Here is an 18,618-nt window from a genome sequence, read left to right on the forward strand (position 1 = left end):
ATCTCATGCACATAGTGAATCAACTTACTCAATCTCAGTTCAATGAGGTACACACATTTTTGTCGCAGCGTAGCTACTGGAGTAAAGGGATCTCAAAAGAGAAACTACAAACAGCCATTGATCATTCATTGTGCTTTGCTTTAGTACAAAATAATCAACTCATCGCCTTTGCCCGAGTTGTCACCGATCAATCGACATTTGCCAATCTGTTAGATGTCTTTGTATTAGAACCATTTCGCGGTGTTGGCCATGCTAAACAGTTACTGGATGCTGTGGTCACACACCCAAAGTTACAGGGGCTTAGACGATTTTCGCTAGCCACACACGATGCTCATACCTTGTACCAACAATTTGGCTTTGACAGTGTTGAAGCGCCACAATACTTAATGGAGCGTCGTGCCCAATCTTCTTTTACCCGCCAGAACACATAACCATTAAGTGCTCAGTGCTTCATATTGAGCAGGTGCCATTCATCGTCTTTCGACCCGATATGGCACCGCTTCTTACGGGTTATTTGCCCGTATGAGTTTGTGGTTTACATGGAAAATAACACCCAGTGATCACTGCCCCGCCAGCAACTTTGTCGGTTAGGTGCTGAGTAACCACTTTGTTCGAAAGGTTAGCTAATTTCTTTGTTTTAAGATTTAGTTTCATCATTATCTCCTTATTTAATATAACTTATGTACCAGCTCTGTCTGGCATGCATAAAGTATCCTTTTACCAGCCAATATCAAGGAATTATTTACCCATAAAATCCCTACACAATAGAATATATGATTAATAATGAAGCAGAAAAATGCACAATCCTAAATAATGATAAAACTTAAAACCGGGCCAACACTTGGGTATACTTGCGGTACGAAGCACACTGCTTATGCCTCTCCAGTAATTACTACTTTAGTCTTAGCAATAATCCTTATTTTATATTACTTGATTTAAATCAAAACCATACACATCCATTCGACTAAGCACTGCGTGATCCCATCTCATAACGCTTGTTTATCCTACGATTCACTTTTAATGTAAAGCAAATTAAAAACGGTAGACTCTCTTTATGAAACCAATAACAACGCTCGCCTTAACTGGTGCCTTATTTGGCTTTGCGGCCACTGAAAGTGTCGCTAGCTCAACCTTCAAGTCCGATGATATCTTTGCGCTAGAGTATGCGGCCAGCACGCAGATAAGCCCAGACGGTAAGAAAATAGTTTACGAAAGAAGCAGTTACGACATTATGCGTGACAAGCCGAAACGTACACTGTGGTTATATGACATCGCTGAAAAAGCACATTACCCACTATTTGCTGATCAGTTTAATTACAGTCAGCCGCGCTGGTCTCCCGACAGTAAAAAAATCGCATTTACCAGTAACAGCAGTGGCTCTCGCCAATTGCATGTGTATTGGTTAGCACAAGATAAACAAGCCGTTTTAACCCAGCTTCCCAAAGCAATTGGGAATATTACATGGTCACCAGATGGCCAACAGATTGCATTCACGATGAATGTCCCGCAAGGCAAATCCAAATTTGCAAAATCAGTTAAGCTGCCGAGCAAACCCAAAGGCGCCGAATGGTCTGAGCCTGTTAAAATCTTCGAAAAAGCACGCTATCAAGCCGATGGCCGAGGTTATTTAGAGCCTGCTTTTAGGCATGTTTTTGTGTTACCAGCCAACGGTGGTACACCAAGACAGCTGACTAAGGGAGACTTTCAACACCGAGGTCCTCTCGCTTGGAGCCCTAACAATCAAAGTATCGTATTCTCATCGGATCAACACCCTGAGTGGGAGTACCGCACAACCGAAACGGATCTATTCAAAGTCAGCGTCACAGATCAATCTCTGACACAACTAACCGATTTACCTGGTTCTGAGTACAACCCAACATTTTCCAAAAAAGGTGACAAGCTAGCTTTTATCAGTCGTGGCAATGCCCCGGTTCCCTATATCAATAATCAGCTAACTTTATTGTCAATAAAGGATAAGAAGCTTACTTCATTGACAGATGATCTAGACCGTTCAGTGGCTGACTACCAATGGGCAGGCAAAGGCGACTTTGTGATCCAATATGATGACACTGGAAAGCGAGTGCTGGCAAAAGTTTCTACCCGTGGCAAAATTTCTCAATTAACTGATGATGTCTCTGGTACAACTCTAGGCCGCCCGTATGTCAGCGGTAATTTTACGATGGCAAATAATGGCACCATTGCTTATACACAAGGCAATAGCCATTCTCCTGCCGATGTAGGTTATTGGCGCAAAGGGAAAACGGCAACACTGACACAGTTAAACGCAGACTTGTTAGCCCACAGAACTCTCGGAGAAGTTCACGAACTCAATTACAAATCAGAGTTTGATGGCGAACAGATCCAAGGCTGGTACATTACGCCACCAAATTTTGACAAATCGAAAAAGTACCCGCTTTTAGTCGAAATTCACGGTGGTCCGCATCTCGCTTATGGCCCACATTTTAGTGCTGAATTACAGCGTTATGCAGCACAAGGTTACGTTGTTGTTTATGTTAACTATCGCGGTTCAACCAGTTATGGTGAGCGATTTGCACTCCTACTCGATGGTAAATACAGCTCAAAAGAAGACTTTGCCGACCACAATTCTGCAGTGGATGCACTGATCGCCAAAGGTTTTATAGATGAGCAAAACCTCTTCATTGCTGGTGGTTCAGCGGGTGGTATTGCAACAGCTTATGCGATTGGTTTGACAGACAGGTTTAACGCAGCAGCCATCACCAAACCTGTGATTAACTGGATCAGTAAAGTGCTCACAGCAGATAGTTACCTAGGCCAAATTCGCAATCAGTTCCCCGGCCTTCCATGGGAAAATCTGGCCCATTACTGGCAACGCTCACCACTATCATTGGTTGGCAACGTCACCACGCCTTCTTTAATCATGACAGGTGAGCTGGATAGACGTACGCCTATGTCGGAGTCAGAGCAGTTTTATCAAGCATTAAAACTACGTAAAGTTGACACAGTACTAGTACGTGTACCTGGCGCTCCACACGGTATTGCTGGCCGACCTTCTCGTATGATCTCTAAAATCGAACATACCCTCGCATGGTTTGAGATGTACAAAAAATAACGTCTTAATCTAAACATATGTTGCTGGGAATATACCCAGCAACTGCGCTATTCTCGACCCCATTGAAGCGCCTTTTTACTCGCCTAGAATTCGACCGCCAACTTGTTTCATATCCCACCTTTACTACCAGATCCGCTGCAACTTCGGTAATTACCTTGCTTATATTGCTCTCGTATCTGTGATGGCGTCATCACATTATGGTGTATTTGAATTTCACCTATCGCGCCCTTAAATAAGCCTGTTTTAAACGAAGAACGGCTGCCAATACGCAGCGGCTTTTCATTGCTCAATGATCCTTGACGGCCTGTCGGGTCGAACGCACTATTAAACTGCCCATCGAGATAAAATCGAATGCCTTTATTACGGTCTCTATCAATACTGACCGCAACATGATGCCATTGTCCATCTGCAACAAACGCCTGCGAATCGTAAAAAGTACAAGACGAGTCCTGCTCTTGACAATACCAACTGCCATCTCCGTCAGCGAGCTGAAGTGCCAAATAACCATCGTCAATATAAAATACATAGCCCTGTACATCGGAGACTTGGTCTTCATACCGTTTATCGACAATGATATGTTGACCTGTCGATGAAGTTTGTATCCAAGTAGAGATTGAAAAATCACCTGTACTCACATCCAATTCAGAATCAACAACCTCAACATAGTCGTCAAAACCATCTAAGCAAAAGGCCATATCGGATTTCTTGTTGGCGAGTTTGATAATCTCTCCCTTCAATACAGACAGTTGATACTGCTCACTTTTTAATACTTTAGAGGTTGAAGTATATAACCAGCTCAGCCAAATCAAGACAACGATTACAGCGACACCTCCGGCAATCACAAATGGCCACCTCTTAAATGTGTGATCCATATAATCTAATTTGACGGGTTGTGCCAACAAGTACCCTTTGCCGCGGATATTTTTTATTTGCTCTTGTTCATCCAGTGCTTGGAAGGCTTTTCTGAGAATACTGATACGCTGTTTTACGTTCTCATTGCCTGTGATCACGCCCTGCCAAACAATATTTTGCAATTGCTCTGCTGGCAGTGGGTTATTTTGATGTTCAATCAAGGTCAAAAGAAGCGAGAAAGACAGTTCCGATAAGGGTTGCTTTAGTTCATTTTTGCTCAAAGTTTTAGTGTTTAAATCGGCATAAACACTACCAACCCAGAACCCTTTACATTTTTCTAAACTTAACTTTTTTTCATCCATAAAAAACTTATCCATAAATATCAACAACTAACACTTACCCATATCCGGTAAAAGTAATTTTACTCTTTATTTACCCTATTTTTCTAGTGTTTTCTGAACATGCTCATCAAGATAAACGCAATTTCTTATTCACTTTGAATCAACAATATATTCAAACATTTGATAATGGAGTGTCCAATGATGAATGCAATTAAATCCTCAAAAAGCGCTTTGGTAGTATGTAGTGTACTCATCACAGCCCCTAGTTTTGCAAATATTGACCTGCAAAATAATAGCCACGAACAGATAACAAATCTAAAGTGTGATCATTACATAAATCGTAATCAGCACTTGATAGACGGCCAAACCATGGGCGTTAATCCAGGTGACACTTTATGCCTCGAAGGCGGCACAAGAGGGCCGCTTAGAGTACGCAATGTGCAAGGAAGTGCATCGGCGCCAATTATCATTCGCAATCAAGATAGCGTAGTGAAATTTTCTCCTTATGAATACAGTATTGCAGTAGAAAATAGCCAGTGGCTGCGGATCACCTCAAAGCCTGTAGAAGATGTGTCTGAGTATGGACTTCGATTAGGCGGCACACTGGGTGTTGGCACTTTGAGTGAACAAATCGAAATTGATCATCTTGAAATTTATCGCGCCAGATTTGCTGGTATGTTGATAAAAACAGATCCCACATGTGACGCTGCCACATGGGCTGAAAATTTTACTATGACAGGGATCCGCATTCACAATAACTACATCCACGACACTGAAAGTGGAGAAGGCATGTATATCGGATATACAGGGAGATCACGTACCTTATTGTGTGATAACACATTGACGACCGTTTATCCGCACAAACTCCAAGATGTACATATTTTTGACAATAAGTTAGAAAACATCGGAGCGGATGGTATTCAAGTTAACTCCATCCAAGGCAATACATTTGTCAATAACAACACGATTTACCGAACAGGTGTCAGCCCTTTCGATCTCCACTGGCAAAATACAGGGATTCAAATTGGTGGTAATGACGTTGAAGTCAGAGGCAACCTCATTTATCGCAGTGGTGGCAATGGCATGATGATCGAGGGAGATGCGGTTAGAGTGCTCAATAACCACATTATTTATGCTGGTGAAAATGGCATTTTTGCACGAAATATGGCACAGCAGGACGCTAGTATTCAAAATGGCTTGCCGCACGACTACAAAGGGAACTTGATTATTCACCCGGGAAGTTATGCTTTGAAGCTCTATGCAATCAATACAGCTTCTGCACATCGAATCATTGAGAATAGTATAGAAAATGACGGCTCAGTTGATGCCGCTGGCCGCCCAAAAACCTTTTCATACTTGAATGATTCGGTATTGCGACACGAGCTGAATAACCATCATTACGTGACGCAATCCGCTTACTAATCGGATTATTTCGAACAAGATAGGCGAATATAGTTTGCCAAAACTTTTTGCTGGGCGTGCCTAAATGTCAATCCTTGCCAACATACCTTGACTGGCACGCTCAGCATTTTTTAGTTAAAAGTCGAGCGACTTAGATGCACTACACATTTGCCTTAAGCCTGCTCTGATACGCGTAGTTCAGGTTTAATTTGACTTAGCAATTCACTTGCCGCATCAAAGTCATAATCATCAATCAATGTTACTAACTGCGTAAAGACATCGAAAAATCGTGTCCCTTGATACATAGGCAGAAGCTCACTAACCAGATCAATTGCGTCAGTATCATAATCTTCCAGCAAAGCAGTTAGCTGGCTTAATTTTTGTGCAATCTGCTGTTCAGTTAGCTGGACTGAGTTAATCGGGACACTCTGCTCTTCCTTATCCATGCTATTAAGTACTTGCTGAATCGCAAATATTAATGGCTCAAGCTTTTCATGCACTTGATTCAAGGCTACCGTATGCGCTTTTTGGTCTGCGCAAATTCGCTCTAATTCTCCCGCAACAGACTGTACCTGCGTAGCCCCAATATTACCTGCGGTCCCCTTTAGCGTATGTGCACAGCGCATCGGCCCATCAGGATCTGTGTGAACCTGCTCAAGTGCCTCTTCAAAATGTGCGTGAAAATGCTGCTGTCTATCAACAAATCGTTGCAATAAACGCATGTAAAGTGCCACATCTCCTTGAGATATAGACTTGGCAATACCTGCATCAACGCCAGGAATTTTTGGGTATTGAAGCTCATCACTTGCGGGGACCACTTGCTCAGCATGATGCTGACTTTGCTCGGATACCTTTATCCACTTTTGCAATGTCGCGAACATTTTGTCTACGTTGAGCGGCTTACTGATAATATCGTTCATGCCACAAGCCAATGCGGCCTCTTGGTTATCCATCATCACACTGGCAGTCATAGCAATAACAGGTAAGGATTCAAATTGGCTTTGCGCTCTGATCTCGCGTGTCGCTGTATAGCCATCCATTACAGGCATTTGACAATCCATGAGGACACCATCGTATTGCGCTTGCGCCAACATATCCAAGGCCTGCTGGCCATGTTCAGCTACATCGACGGCAATACCCTTCCCAGTCAACAGGGCAATCGCCAACTCTTGATTCAAATCGTTGTCCTCAACCAATAACAAACGCGCTCCCGCCAATGAATGAATGCTCTCTTGCTGAGTCACTGAAGCTGAGTCGCCATCATGACTTAACCCAAAAACTCGCTGTAAGGCCGCCAAGACATCAACCGCCAAATATGGTTTAACTACGAAGCTCAGTTTTTGCTGATTTTGCAGATAAGGTTCAACTATTTGCGCATCGTACAGTGGCATTAAAATTACCGGGGTTTGAGATCCAGCTTTATTGAGCTGTTGTACCAATCCAAATTGCGACTCAATTCTCATATCAATAAAAATAATATCTTTATCTGCAACTAAACTCGTCACATCCTTGACCTCGACAGAAGTTAAGCTGTGCGCTTGAATATCAAAGTTAGACAAATAAGAAACGAGATTACGGCTGGCACTGTGGTTGTCATCTATGATCACAGCTTGAGTTGCAGGTATATTGCCCCGTGCTTCAGGTTCATACAGCGCATCATCCAAAACTAACGTAAAGCTAAAGGTACTTCCGACATCCAATGCACTTTGACAATGGATTTCACCATGCATTAGTTCCACCAACTTTTTGCAAATCGCGAGCCCAAGCCCTGTACCGCCATATTTTCGTGTTGTTGATGTGTCAGCTTGAGAGAATGAGCTAAACAACTTGGCTTGCTGCTCTTCAGACATACCAATTCCTGAGTCCACCACTGCAAACTGTAACGTGATCTCTCCGCCAAGCTGCTGCTCAACGCGCACATCAATTAATACTTCGCCCCCTTGTTCTGTAAATTTAACCGCATTACTACCTAAATTAAGCAGAATTTGCGACAGTCTCAGCGGGTCGCCAATTAACTTGCTCGGCACGGCAGGATCTATATGCGCGCACAATTCCAAGCCTTTTTCTTTGGCTTTGACTGCAATTAAATCTAAACAACTGCGCAGCGTTTCCTCTACACAAAATTCAACTTGCTCAATATCCAGCTTGCCAGCCTCTATTTTAGAAAAGTCTAAAATATCATTGATAATACCAAGCAGGGATTCGGCACTACGATGGATCTTTTGAACATAATTACGTTGCTTAAAGTTAAGCTCTGTCTCCAATGCCAAGTAGCTCATACCTATAATGGCATTCATCGGGGTACGGATCTCGTGAGACATATTTGACAAAAAGTCTGACTTGGCTTGCGTTGCACTTTCAGCGCGTTCTTTGGCCTGTTTTAGCGCGACTTCTAAGTCTTTGGAGTCTGAAATATCCATGTGGATACCAAACATCTCCTTGCGTCGGCTATCTTGATTCACGAAAACACTTTGACCCATGCTTAATATCCACTTCCACTCTCCACTGGCCGTTTTCATCCGCAACTCACAGCGGTAAGTTTTTGTCTGTTTTGATAAGTGGGCTTGAAGTGCGTTTTCTACAAGGGGAAGGTCGTCTGGATGAATAAGCTCTCGCCAGCGCTTTATGGTATTTCCATAGTTTAATTCCAACGCACCTTCTTGATAACCTAACATGGTTGACCAAATCGCGTTTGTGACCAATAAATCGCTCTGGCAATCCCATTCCCACGTGCCCGCATTTGCTCCTTGCATCGCCAAGTCCAATCGTTGTTCAGCCTCTTTTAATTCGCTATAAGACAAAGAATTCGCCAGCGCAACAGCAATGTGATTGGCCACGGACCGCAGTACGTTTAAATGAACCTCTTTATATGCGCGAGGTTTGTTTGACTGCACGGTAAATACTCCGATTACTTTACCGTCTACCACCAAAGGCGCGCAAAATACCGACTTAGTTTGTTCCCCATAGAGGTTATTACATGCTTTTAAATCAACACTTTGCCATTCTTCTTCGCAGGCAGCATAAAACTCTTGGCCATTTGACACACAGTATACGTCAGCACTGCTGATCACTTTGGTATGGCTTTCCAATGCCTCGTATAGCTCCCCTTGCTGGTTCGCATAAATATAATCGACATAGTCTTTTTCCGGATAAAATACCCCAACAGCAAAAAACTCGCAGTGCAATATATCACTCAAATGGTTGTATATAGTTTCGCTTATCACATGCATATCATAGGTTGCAGCGACCTCCTTCCCTACTTCCCCCAACACCACAATATCTCGCGTCCTACGGGCTATTTTGCGTTCAAGCTCGATGCTGTTTTCTCGCAACTGCCTTACTCTGAGCCAAAATGCCCCTAACAGAATTAACACCCCAAGCAATGGCATTAATATACGGAACCACAAAGTTTGATACCATGCTGGAACACTGATGATTTTGAGTTCAATACCAACTTGATTCCACACACCGTGGTTGTTACTTCCTTGAACCCGAAAGCGATATGTGCCTGGCGGTAACTCGCGATAATTGACAATGTGCTCGGGGGTAATGGCGCTCCACTTATCATGATAGCCATCCAACCAAGTGCGATAGCGATTGTCGTCAGTGGCTTGGTAATCTAGTGCTGCAAAATGAATCGATAAGTTTTTGTCGCGATGACTCAGACGGATTTCACCGTTGTCGATTGCGGTAGGGCGACCATCAATAAAAGCTTGCGTGAACGCGACTGGGGGTGCACTGGTATTCACTTTGACATCTTTGGGATTAAAACCTGTGATCCCATCGATACTGCCAAACAATATTTGCTCATCCATCACAATAAATGAACGAGCCAAAAAGTGATGATTTATCAAACCATCATTTGTCGTAAACTGGTGAAAAATACCGTAGGTTGGGTCAAATTTAAACACGCCACTGGCACTGGCAAACCATAAAAAACCGTCTTTGTCTTGGGCGATTGATTTCACTGCAAAGTTAACTTGCGACGCGGTGTTGTCATACTGTTTAAAACGCTTGTTAGACATGTCGAAACGCGTTATCCCCAAATTGGTGGCAAGCCAAATGTATTCACCTTGTTGCATTGCATGAGTCACATAGTTGCCATTGGGCCCTACTTGCCCTGTGTGCGCCGTATATTGCACAAACTCAGAGGTTTGCTGGTCGATTCTAAATACCCCTTCTCCATCGGTGCCTGCCCATACCTGTCCTTCACTGTCATGAAAGGTAAACTCCAAGTCCTGCCCCGCTAAAAAGTGTGTCACTCCATTGTTTGTCGTATTCAGTCGTGCCAAACCACTACGCCCAGCCAGCACAAGCCACATTTGCCCTTGTTTATCAAAGCTGACATGTTCAACGGAGCGACGCGAATCATCTAACCAAGATAGAGGCACTAAGCTTAGCGATTTTTCGTTTTCATCAACTTGATATAGCCCAAAGCTGGTTGCTGCAAATAGCTGGCCTTGTGCATTTCGGGCCATACTGTGAATACGCAACCGATAATTGCCCTGTAAAGTTTTCGCATCGGCAAAAGGTGTAAACTGCGATTTGCCATCGAAGTGCACTAAACCGCGACCTGTGCCCAACCAAACCCCGCCCATTTTGGCAGGCTCAATAGCCAGTACTTGATTAAATAACCCAGAGAGTAATTGCTCGTTCAAAAAGTTCTGCCAAGACACAAAAGCAGGCGGGTTTGGAAACACCTTTTGCACGCCGGAGTATCGCGTCGCCGCCCACAGCAACCCGCTGTCATCAATCAGGATTTGCCTGACATCACGGTTTTGAAGTAGCGTCAACTCACCATTATCTATCACGGGAACAAACTGATTCACCCGAGGTGAAAAGCGATACACGCCTGCAAACGTGGCCAATAAAATATCGTCATTAAAATGATGTAACCTAGTGACACTCGGTAAGGTACCTGATGGTAAGTTAAAAGTGTGGTATTCAGCCGTTTCAGGGTTAAACAAACCAAAGCTTGTTCGCGTCGCTACCCAGATCCGGCCCATATCGTCCACTGATACTTGACGTACTTCAGCGTGATCCAAAGAGCGAGGTGCTACACCGAATGCTCGAAATTGCCCAGTATCTCGATCTAGCCGATACAACCCATTTGATGTTCCAACCCAAATACCGCCCTGTTCCCCCTCACTGATACTCCACACTCGGTTATTACCTAAACTATGGGGATTATTTTGCTGCTGTACAAACCGCTCAAAGCTTTGCAGATCTCCCCTCAATCGATTTAGTCCTCCCCCATTGGTGCCAACCCACAGAGTACCGTCGCGACTTTCAAATAGTGTTTGTACCTTATTGGCGCCGAGGGAGTTGGGATCACTGTCATCATGTTTAAAGTGCACAAAATGCTGTTTTTCGCGAATAAACAGGTTTAGACCGCCACCCCATGTGCCAGCCCATAATCGACCTTGGTTATCGAAGAGTAATGCTCCAACACTGTTTGCAGACAACGAATGAGGATCGTTTGGGTCGTGATTAAAGCTGACGAATTGATATCCATCATAGCGCTTAACACCGTCGGCACTTCCAAACCACATGAATCCCTGAGGATCCTTTGACACCGCGTAAATTTGTGGGTTTGCTAAACCATTATATGCTGAAATGGCTTCCACCTTAACTTGCGAGGTGGCGTCGACACTTTCGACATACATACACAAACTTATTAAAAACAAAAACAGCCGCCAAAGGCGCATATCTGACTCCTTGAGATATCTGGATTGCAAACATTTTCACTCTGTAGCAACACATCAGGGAAATAAGTGCTGCCTATTCAATCAATATGAGTGTATGCATAATTATTAGACACTTTTCGATAACATGTGCAAAATAAGAAGAGTTAATTTTTGTCTATCAATCACTCAGTTATGCAGTCGCGTGCCAAGGACAGCCAATTAGCCTTTAACTTCCATTAAGCAAACTTGACGCGGAGAGCGCTATGACCTGGAGTGACAACCCCCAGCCAATCACCATTCTTCTTGTGGAACCTCACGAATCCATTCGTTCCATGATAGCCAGTACAGCCAAAAAGCTCGCCGCAAATGTCACTGTCGTACAGAGTTCAAATGGTGTAGATGCTCGAGAAAAACTCACTTATAACGATGTGCAACTCATCATTTCTGAATGGCAATTACCCAAATTAGATGGGATTTCTTTACTACAGTATGTCCGCAGTACACCTCGCACAGCGCAGATCCCTTTTGTTATGACCTCTGCCACCATAGATCAAGGTAATGTGATGCAAGCCATTCAAAGTGGCGTATCCGAATACATTGTCAAGCCATTCTCTAGCCAAATTTTGTTATCCCGATTGCAGCGCGCACTAAGTAAGCCAGTTAGGCCAATGAAAGCCAATGCAGCAGAACAGACGGCACAAAGTGAGCACGTAACTCAAGTTCTAGTGGTCGACGATGTTGCAGATAACATCAAGGTTATCAGTGATATTTTGCGCAAAGATTACAAAGTAAAGGCAGCCTTAAATGGAAAAAAAGCGTTGCAAATATGTGCAATGGAGCCCCAACCCGACTTGGTACTGTTAGATATTATGATGCCAGACATGGATGGCATTGAAGTGTGTAAACGACTTAAGGCCGACCCTAATACACAGCATATTACCGTAATATTTTTGTCGGCTTTAGAGCAAACAGAGCATATCGTTAAAGGGTTAGAGCTAGGCGCTGTGGACTATATAACCAAACCGGCAAACCCTTCTATTGTGCGTTCGAGAGTTAAAGCACACTGCCGCGCAATAGATTCAAATCGGTTAATGCGCACCCAAATTGACACCATGATGGAAAATGCCAAACTCAGAGATCAGTTTGATACTGTAAATCAGCAGGAAGTCATCAACCCAATCAAAGAAATTCAAACTGCCAGCCACCAATTGTCGGATAACTTAAATAACCCGTCAAAAGCACAGCAATATTTAGATTTTATCCAACAGAACTGCCAACAATTACAGCTTCATTTGGACAATATGCAAACCTTGCAAAAAATTGAACGTGACGAGTATACATTAGAGCCCTCCCCCCATGCATTGCGTGAGCTGCTCGACAAGGTTCTAATGGGGTTGAGCCACATAATCTCAGAGCATCAGATCAATATTACCAACACGGTGCCAAACAATTTGCATGTAAAGGGAGAGCAACAGCTTTTATTTGCCTTGTTTACCCATTTGATTCAAAACGCCTTAGAAGCAACATCTCGAGACAAAACAGTCTCTATTAGCATACAAAGTGAAAATAACGCCCAATTCCACACTATTGCAATCCACAACCCTGATCCCATAGCCAAACAGATACGCAATCAGTTTTTTGATAAGTTTGTTTCATACGGTAAAGAGGCGCGTTCTGGTCTAGGCACCTATACAGCCAAAGTACTTGCAGAACAACAAAAGGGTTACATTGAATATCGTAGCGATGAGCAAACAGGCACCTCTGTCTTTGTTAATTTGCCCACCGCCTAAGCGGCTACTGACTCAAAGGTAAAACAACGGGTTTGCCTACATCGCCTGGTTTTAACCAGGGTATTGTAATGTAACTCGGATATTGTGGCTGATGTAATATCTGTATGTCAGCAATTTGCGCTTGTTTCATGGTCTGAAATGCAACGGGTAAAGCGCTGTTAAAATGCTTTTGCCGATGCCACTGTGACGAGCGTATAACAAATTGCAATTTACACCCTTTTTCGATGTTTCGCGCCACCCAATCAAAGTCTTTAAACTGGATCAAAAAAGGCTCGTTAATGGGCGTTGAAACTGGCTTAGCTAAACTATCACGATATTTTGCCCGCTTGCGTGCTTTACTTAGTAACCGAGGAAGAGTGTTAGCACACACCTCAAATGCATCCAGATAAAAATCACTATCTGGTACGTTCATCGCTAACCAAACCTCTGCTTCCAAGCGACCGAACAATACTTTGTCACTGTCCAAAGGCTGGGTTTCAAATACCACATAACCATCGTGCTCATTGGGTAAGTTGACCGAGCCCGTCATATCTTTTGATAATGGCAATGCGTGTGGTGTAGCCGGGTCATAACGATACCTGCTCACAGGTTGCTGTTCACCTTGAGTCTGTAGTGATTGCAAAGACAAGTGTTGAACATCGGCTCCCGACTTTAATTGCGTCTGGCCAACCCACAAACCTGACGCTTGGATATAGTGCATCACAGGCGCGGTCAAATAAGCAGGCTTTGCCGCGCCTTTTAGGGTCCAATTAAACCAATCTAAGTAAATTTTAAACATGTCGAGCATACTGGGATTGAGAAAGTGCGCTTCATGTACATGGCTTTTTGGTTTGCGAGTGCCGCTGTGATCCCACGGCCCAACTATCAAATAGTGCTCAGAACGGGCTACCTTATTGCCCCACTGTTGGTGATTTTTAAAATACTGCAACGTGCCTCGCTGGTCACCATCATAGTGACCCGTTATAGACAATATTGGTGTAGTTATGGCGGCATAATCTTGTTGTTTGGGCACCATTTTCTGCCAATATTCATCATAGCTTGGGTGCGCAAGCCAAGTCTGATATACATCAGATAAATGCGCTGCGTTTTTGTCTAAATCCTTGAACCTTGTACCGCTATTTTTTTGCCTTAAGTACGCTTGTTGCCACCCATCCCCATTGCCATAACGTTTGTTATTCCCCTTGGACAATACAAAATCTAGCCATGAAATTGTATAGTCAGAAAAAATATTATTGCCCATTGGGAAGTCATAGCCAGGGTAAACCGATGCAATGGCAATCATTGACTGCAACGAGGGCGGTCGATATTTTTGGATTGCCCATTGCGCAAAGCCACGATACGACCCCCCCAATGTGCCCACCAGCCCATTGCTCATCGGATGTTTTGCGAGGTACTCAATTACATCAAAACCATCACGACCTTCGTCAATAAAAGGGGTAAATACGCCGTTTGAGTCACCTAACCCCCGACTATCCACTGCTACAAAGATATAGCCATGCTTACTAAAGTAGCGCCCTCTTTGCAGCGCTTCACTTCTGCCATAGGGTGTAAACTGTACAATAACTGGAAACTTTTTCTCGCTACTGGGTGAAGAAACGGGCGTGTAAATCGTTGCAGCCAGCTCCGTTTTGTCACGAACGGGGATCCTCAACTCTGTTACCTCTAATGCCATTAATTGAAAACTAGAAAGCACAATAAACAATGCGACAAAATACATAATCAGTCCCTTTATTAACACCAGAAAGATACGGTATAACATAACCAAAATAACATAACAAACCCCTCACGATTAGCTACATACATACCTCCTCCTTTATTCCTTGATAAAAATACAGTCATGCATACGTATTCAAAACAAAAAATTTACAAAAGTGCTACTTTAATTATTTTCAATGCTGATAAAACTCAACCATTATTTTGCAAGGAACTGCTATGCTCGAAAATACCAATAAGTCACTCGGACTACACACCCGCTTCAAGCCCCGATATATAATAGCGAGTACACTTTTATCTCTCACCTCCCACTTATGCATCGCCACTGACGATGTGATGCTACAAGGGTTTTATTGGGATGTGCCTGTAGATGAAAAAAACAAAAATGGTATTTGGTGGGATCATCTCGCTGAACAGGCACCTGCACTCGCAAAAGCTGGATTTTCCAGCATTTGGATCCCACCTCCATCAAAAGGGAACTGGGGGATCATTGACATGGGATATGGTGTTTACGACCACTATGACTTAGGTCGCTACTTGCAAAAGGGCAGTATTGAAACCCGCTTTGGTAGCCAAGCTGAGCTCACCAATATGATAAGTACACTGCAACAGCACCACATTAACGTATATGCAGATGTAGTGTTAAATCATATTTATAGCAACGAACAAGACAGTGAAATAAATCCTGCAGTGAAAGCCTACGCACTTGGTAAAGCTCATCAGCACCAATATGTGGCCTATCCAAGCAATGAAATCAACTGGCAGCTCAAAGATGTACAAGGACGGGTGTTCATTAAAATCCAAGGCTATGGCTCAACCATGCCATGGCAACAAAGTATCACAACACGAGGATATGCGCTGTCAATTAAGGATTCTAAAGGACAAATCCCCTCCAATGCAATCCACCGCGAGCAAGAACCCAACGATGGCAACTACTCGGCAATAAGACCCGGAAGTAACGCATTTTCTGGGCTGAATACAACGATGAGAGGCCAGATAATTGACCAAGCTGATATTGACGAGTACTGGCTAGATGTCCCAAATAAACAGAGCTTATATCTGAGCCTTAGCGCCAAACAAGGTGATCCAAGCAGCCAAACAAACTGGACTGATACATCGCAAACAAACGGTTTCTTACCCATTGAGGTGTGGCAACAAAGTACGCCAGACAGCCCCGCAGTAAATATCACAGCCAGTCACTTATTCGCCTATACCAATACGCGTATAGCCCTTCCTCAGCGCGACGCAGATGGCAATTATCCAAATAGCGATGATGGCTGGCGGTATCATGACTTTCATCCAGTTGATGGCGATGACTGGCTTGGCGAAATGGGCAATGACGAGGTGATCACTAACACCAAGTTTTTTGGTAATGATACCAATACCTTTTCACCCCGAGTGCAACAAAAGCTCATTGACTGGGGAAAGTGGCTCAAAACAGAGCACCACTTTGATGGTTTTCGCCTTGATTTTGTAAGAGGGTTTCAGCCTGAATTTGCTGCAAAATGGGTGAATAACCTACCTAAACACAATGGCAAACAGCCATTTGTCGTCGCTGAATACTGGGGTGGTGACAGCAGCATCAAATCTTGGGTGGATACAGTGCACAACGCGGGCGCCGATGTCGATGCGTTTGACTTCCCTTTAAAGTCAGTGCTTACACAGATGACCAATCAAAACCAAAATTTTGATATGCGAACACTCAATCATGCGGGGCTAGTAAGGAATGACCGAGGACACCAATTGCCGGGGACGTCAGTGGTCACCTTTGTCGAGAACCACGATACAGGAAAAGAGTACGATAAGTGGGTGAGCAAAGACCACAAACTTGCTTATGCCTACATCCTCAGTCATGAAGGCAAACCAACGGTGTTTTACTCTCACTATTATGGTGTAAAGCAATACGATTATCATGACCCCAGCAAAACCATCACAGCCCCTGCGAGCTTAAAGCAAGAAATCAACAAACTCATGTTTGCTCGCAATACCTACATGGACGGTGGGTTAGCGGTACTATCAAAAATAGGTTCTCCCTATGGTGATGTTCAACATGTTTATGTTGCGAGACGGTTCGGCAAACTTCAAAAACAGGGAGCCATTGTAGTATTAAATAACCATGATACGCAGCGCAAAGGGCTTTGGGTTACTACGCACGCTACTGGGTTTAGTAATTTAGCCGGGCAAACCTTAGTTAATGCCTTTGACCCCGATGATACAGTCACTGTCTATGAAGATGGCAGAGGCTATTTTAGCGCACCAAGTCGTGGTTATACCATTTATGTACCACAAGGTGACTTACAGACTTATCCAAAAAATTAAGCTTTTTTGACCACACTACTTACTGTGTGGTCATCTATTTCCCCATCCCGTGTGCAAGCTGATTTTCTATTGCTTCTAAGCACACTTTTATACTCAGTGGAACTTGTTTGTCGAACGTATGCAAAGCAAACACAGGGTTGAGCGGTAATTTATAGTGAGGAAAAACTTCTGCCAAGTGCGCAGCATACTGAGATAACTTAAACTCAGGGATCAATCCTATCCCTGCGCCTTGGCAAATCAGAGTCATACAAGTATCGAATGAATTAGCGACACAGCTTGGCGTAGCTGAAAACCGTTTTTCATTTCCTTCAGAAGATATGAACACATGTTCAATGTCCGCCCCCTGCCAAACATTGGCGATATATCTCAGTTGCTGCGGAGGGTGACTTGCCAGTAATTGTGGTGCGCCACATAAGACATCTCTAAATTCACCGATTTTTCGTTGTTTGGCATCGCTATTTTGAGATCGCCCAACGCGGATCGCCAAATCAATATTTTGCGCCTGTAAATCCAATTGTTGGTCATCAGCAAGCAACTCTAACTGCAATTGGGGGTAGTGAACGCATATTTGTGCCAATGCAGGCGCCACCAGCGTAGTCATCAATACATTTGGCGCTGTGATCTTTAATTTTCCTTTTACTTCTTGATTAAACTGCGCCGCCTCAAGCCATGCAATTTGGGCGGTTTGATTGATTAATTTACACTGCCCATAAAAACTCTCCCCCGCTGCGGTCAAGCTTTGTTTTCGGGTCGTACGCTTGAGCAAAGCCACACCCAATTCCTGCTCAAGTACTTTTAAATGCTGACTTAACACAGATTTAGATAACCCTAAATCACTTGCTGCGGCAGTGATGGAACCGCTTTCGACAATATGGGCAAATAGTGACATATGGCGCAATTTATTCATTGATTGTTCTTCTCAGCTAAACAATTAGTTCTATTTACACTGTTTTTCTAATTTAATTAAACCTCTAAGCTTAAACAAGTTTAAATTTAGCGGAAGATCATCATGAATACAGAATCAACACCATTAGCCCAGTGTAAAGCTGGTATTGCTGCTTGGCAGCAAGCGTTTAACCGCCAAGATGCGCAAGCCTGTGCAATGCAATACACTCGAGATGCCATTATGGAAGCAAAACCATTTGGCGTATTTCATGGCCGAGAACAAATTGCCCAATTCTGGCAAGACATCATAGATCAAGGTTTTCACAGTGTTGACTACAGTGATGTCGATTGGCAGCCATCCCCTGAAGGAGGTTTTATCTTGACCTCTAAATGGACTATGAACAAAGCTTATGGCGTTGTTCACAGAGAACACTGGATTGTCGAGCAGGATGGTCTGGCACGTCTGGTGTATGATGAATTTGAAGTGTTAGGTGAAAAGTAGCGGCGCTAATTTGGGCCGAGCTAAACTCGGCCTAAAA

At 43.6% G+C, this 18,618-nt stretch carries 11 protein-coding genes; 6 read left to right on the forward strand and 5 right to left on the reverse strand.

Annotated elements, in window-relative coordinates:
* Positions 1 to 5 precede the first annotated feature (5 nt).
* A complete protein-coding gene (locus MHN81_RS01150; RefSeq protein WP_239424823.1) occupies positions 6 to 431 on the forward strand; it encodes a GNAT family N-acetyltransferase in 426 nt (141 codons plus the stop codon).
* Positions 432 to 510: 79 nt separating this feature from the next.
* Here MHN81_RS01150 and MHN81_RS01155 read toward each other — a convergent pair whose 3' ends face one another.
* Positions 511 to 657, reverse strand: coding sequence for a hypothetical protein (locus MHN81_RS01155; RefSeq protein WP_155735414.1), 147 nt, complete (start codon positions 655 to 657; stop codon positions 511 to 513).
* Positions 658 to 1,054: 397 nt separating this feature from the next.
* Between MHN81_RS01155 and MHN81_RS01160 the strand changes: the two genes are divergently transcribed.
* Positions 1,055 to 3,091, forward strand: a complete 2,037-nt coding sequence (locus MHN81_RS01160) for a S9 family peptidase (protein ID WP_023399700.1) — start codon at positions 1,055 to 1,057, stop codon at positions 3,089 to 3,091.
* 107 nt (positions 3,092 to 3,198) lie between these two features.
* Here the strand turns inward: MHN81_RS01160 and MHN81_RS01165 are convergent, their stop codons facing one another.
* The gene (locus MHN81_RS01165; RefSeq protein ID WP_023399699.1) at positions 3,199 to 4,305 is read right to left on the reverse strand and encodes a LamG-like jellyroll fold domain-containing protein; all 1,107 of its coding nucleotides are present in this window, start codon (positions 4,303 to 4,305) and stop codon (positions 3,199 to 3,201) included.
* Between the two features lie 177 nt (positions 4,306 to 4,482).
* Between MHN81_RS01165 and MHN81_RS01170 the strand changes: the two genes are divergently transcribed.
* On the forward strand, positions 4,483 to 5,706 hold the full coding sequence (locus MHN81_RS01170; RefSeq protein WP_239424824.1) for a right-handed parallel beta-helix repeat-containing protein: 1,224 nt from the start codon (positions 4,483 to 4,485) through the stop codon (positions 5,704 to 5,706).
* A 152-nt stretch (positions 5,707 to 5,858) separates the two neighbouring features.
* Here the strand turns inward: MHN81_RS01170 and MHN81_RS01175 are convergent, their stop codons facing one another.
* A complete protein-coding gene (locus MHN81_RS01175) occupies positions 5,859 to 11,393 on the reverse strand; it encodes a two-component regulator propeller domain-containing protein (protein ID WP_239424825.1) in 5,535 nt (1,844 codons plus the stop codon).
* 242 nt (positions 11,394 to 11,635) lie between these two features.
* Here MHN81_RS01175 and MHN81_RS01180 point away from each other — a divergent pair, with 242 nt between their 5' ends.
* Positions 11,636 to 13,162 (forward strand): response regulator, encoded by a 1,527-nt coding sequence (locus tag MHN81_RS01180; protein WP_023399696.1) that lies wholly within the window; start codon positions 11,636 to 11,638, stop codon positions 13,160 to 13,162.
* A gap of 4 nt (positions 13,163 to 13,166) precedes the next feature.
* On the opposite strand, the gene MHN81_RS01185 is transcribed toward MHN81_RS01180, so the two are convergent.
* The gene (locus MHN81_RS01185) at positions 13,167 to 14,879 is read right to left on the reverse strand and encodes a CocE/NonD family hydrolase (RefSeq protein ID WP_239424826.1); all 1,713 of its coding nucleotides are present in this window, start codon (positions 14,877 to 14,879) and stop codon (positions 13,167 to 13,169) included.
* A gap of 215 nt (positions 14,880 to 15,094) precedes the next feature.
* Between MHN81_RS01185 and MHN81_RS01190 the strand changes: the two genes are divergently transcribed.
* Complete coding sequence (locus MHN81_RS01190; RefSeq protein ID WP_239424827.1) at positions 15,095 to 17,194, forward strand: alpha-amylase family glycosyl hydrolase; 2,100 nt, start codon at positions 15,095 to 15,097, stop codon at positions 17,192 to 17,194.
* 34 nt (positions 17,195 to 17,228) lie between these two features.
* Here MHN81_RS01190 and MHN81_RS01195 read toward each other — a convergent pair whose 3' ends face one another.
* Positions 17,229 to 18,101 (reverse strand): LysR family transcriptional regulator, encoded by an 873-nt coding sequence (locus tag MHN81_RS01195; RefSeq protein ID WP_239424828.1) that lies wholly within the window; start codon positions 18,099 to 18,101, stop codon positions 17,229 to 17,231.
* Between the two features lie 102 nt (positions 18,102 to 18,203).
* Here MHN81_RS01195 and MHN81_RS01200 point away from each other — a divergent pair, with 102 nt between their 5' ends.
* The gene (locus MHN81_RS01200; RefSeq protein ID WP_023399692.1) at positions 18,204 to 18,581 is read left to right on the forward strand and encodes a nuclear transport factor 2 family protein; all 378 of its coding nucleotides are present in this window, start codon (positions 18,204 to 18,206) and stop codon (positions 18,579 to 18,581) included.
* Positions 18,582 to 18,618 lie beyond the last annotated feature (37 nt).

Source organism: Pseudoalteromonas sp. Of7M-16 (genome assembly GCF_022347805.1).
GTDB classification, from domain to species: Bacteria; Pseudomonadota; Gammaproteobacteria; order Enterobacterales; family Alteromonadaceae; genus Pseudoalteromonas; species Pseudoalteromonas luteoviolacea_F.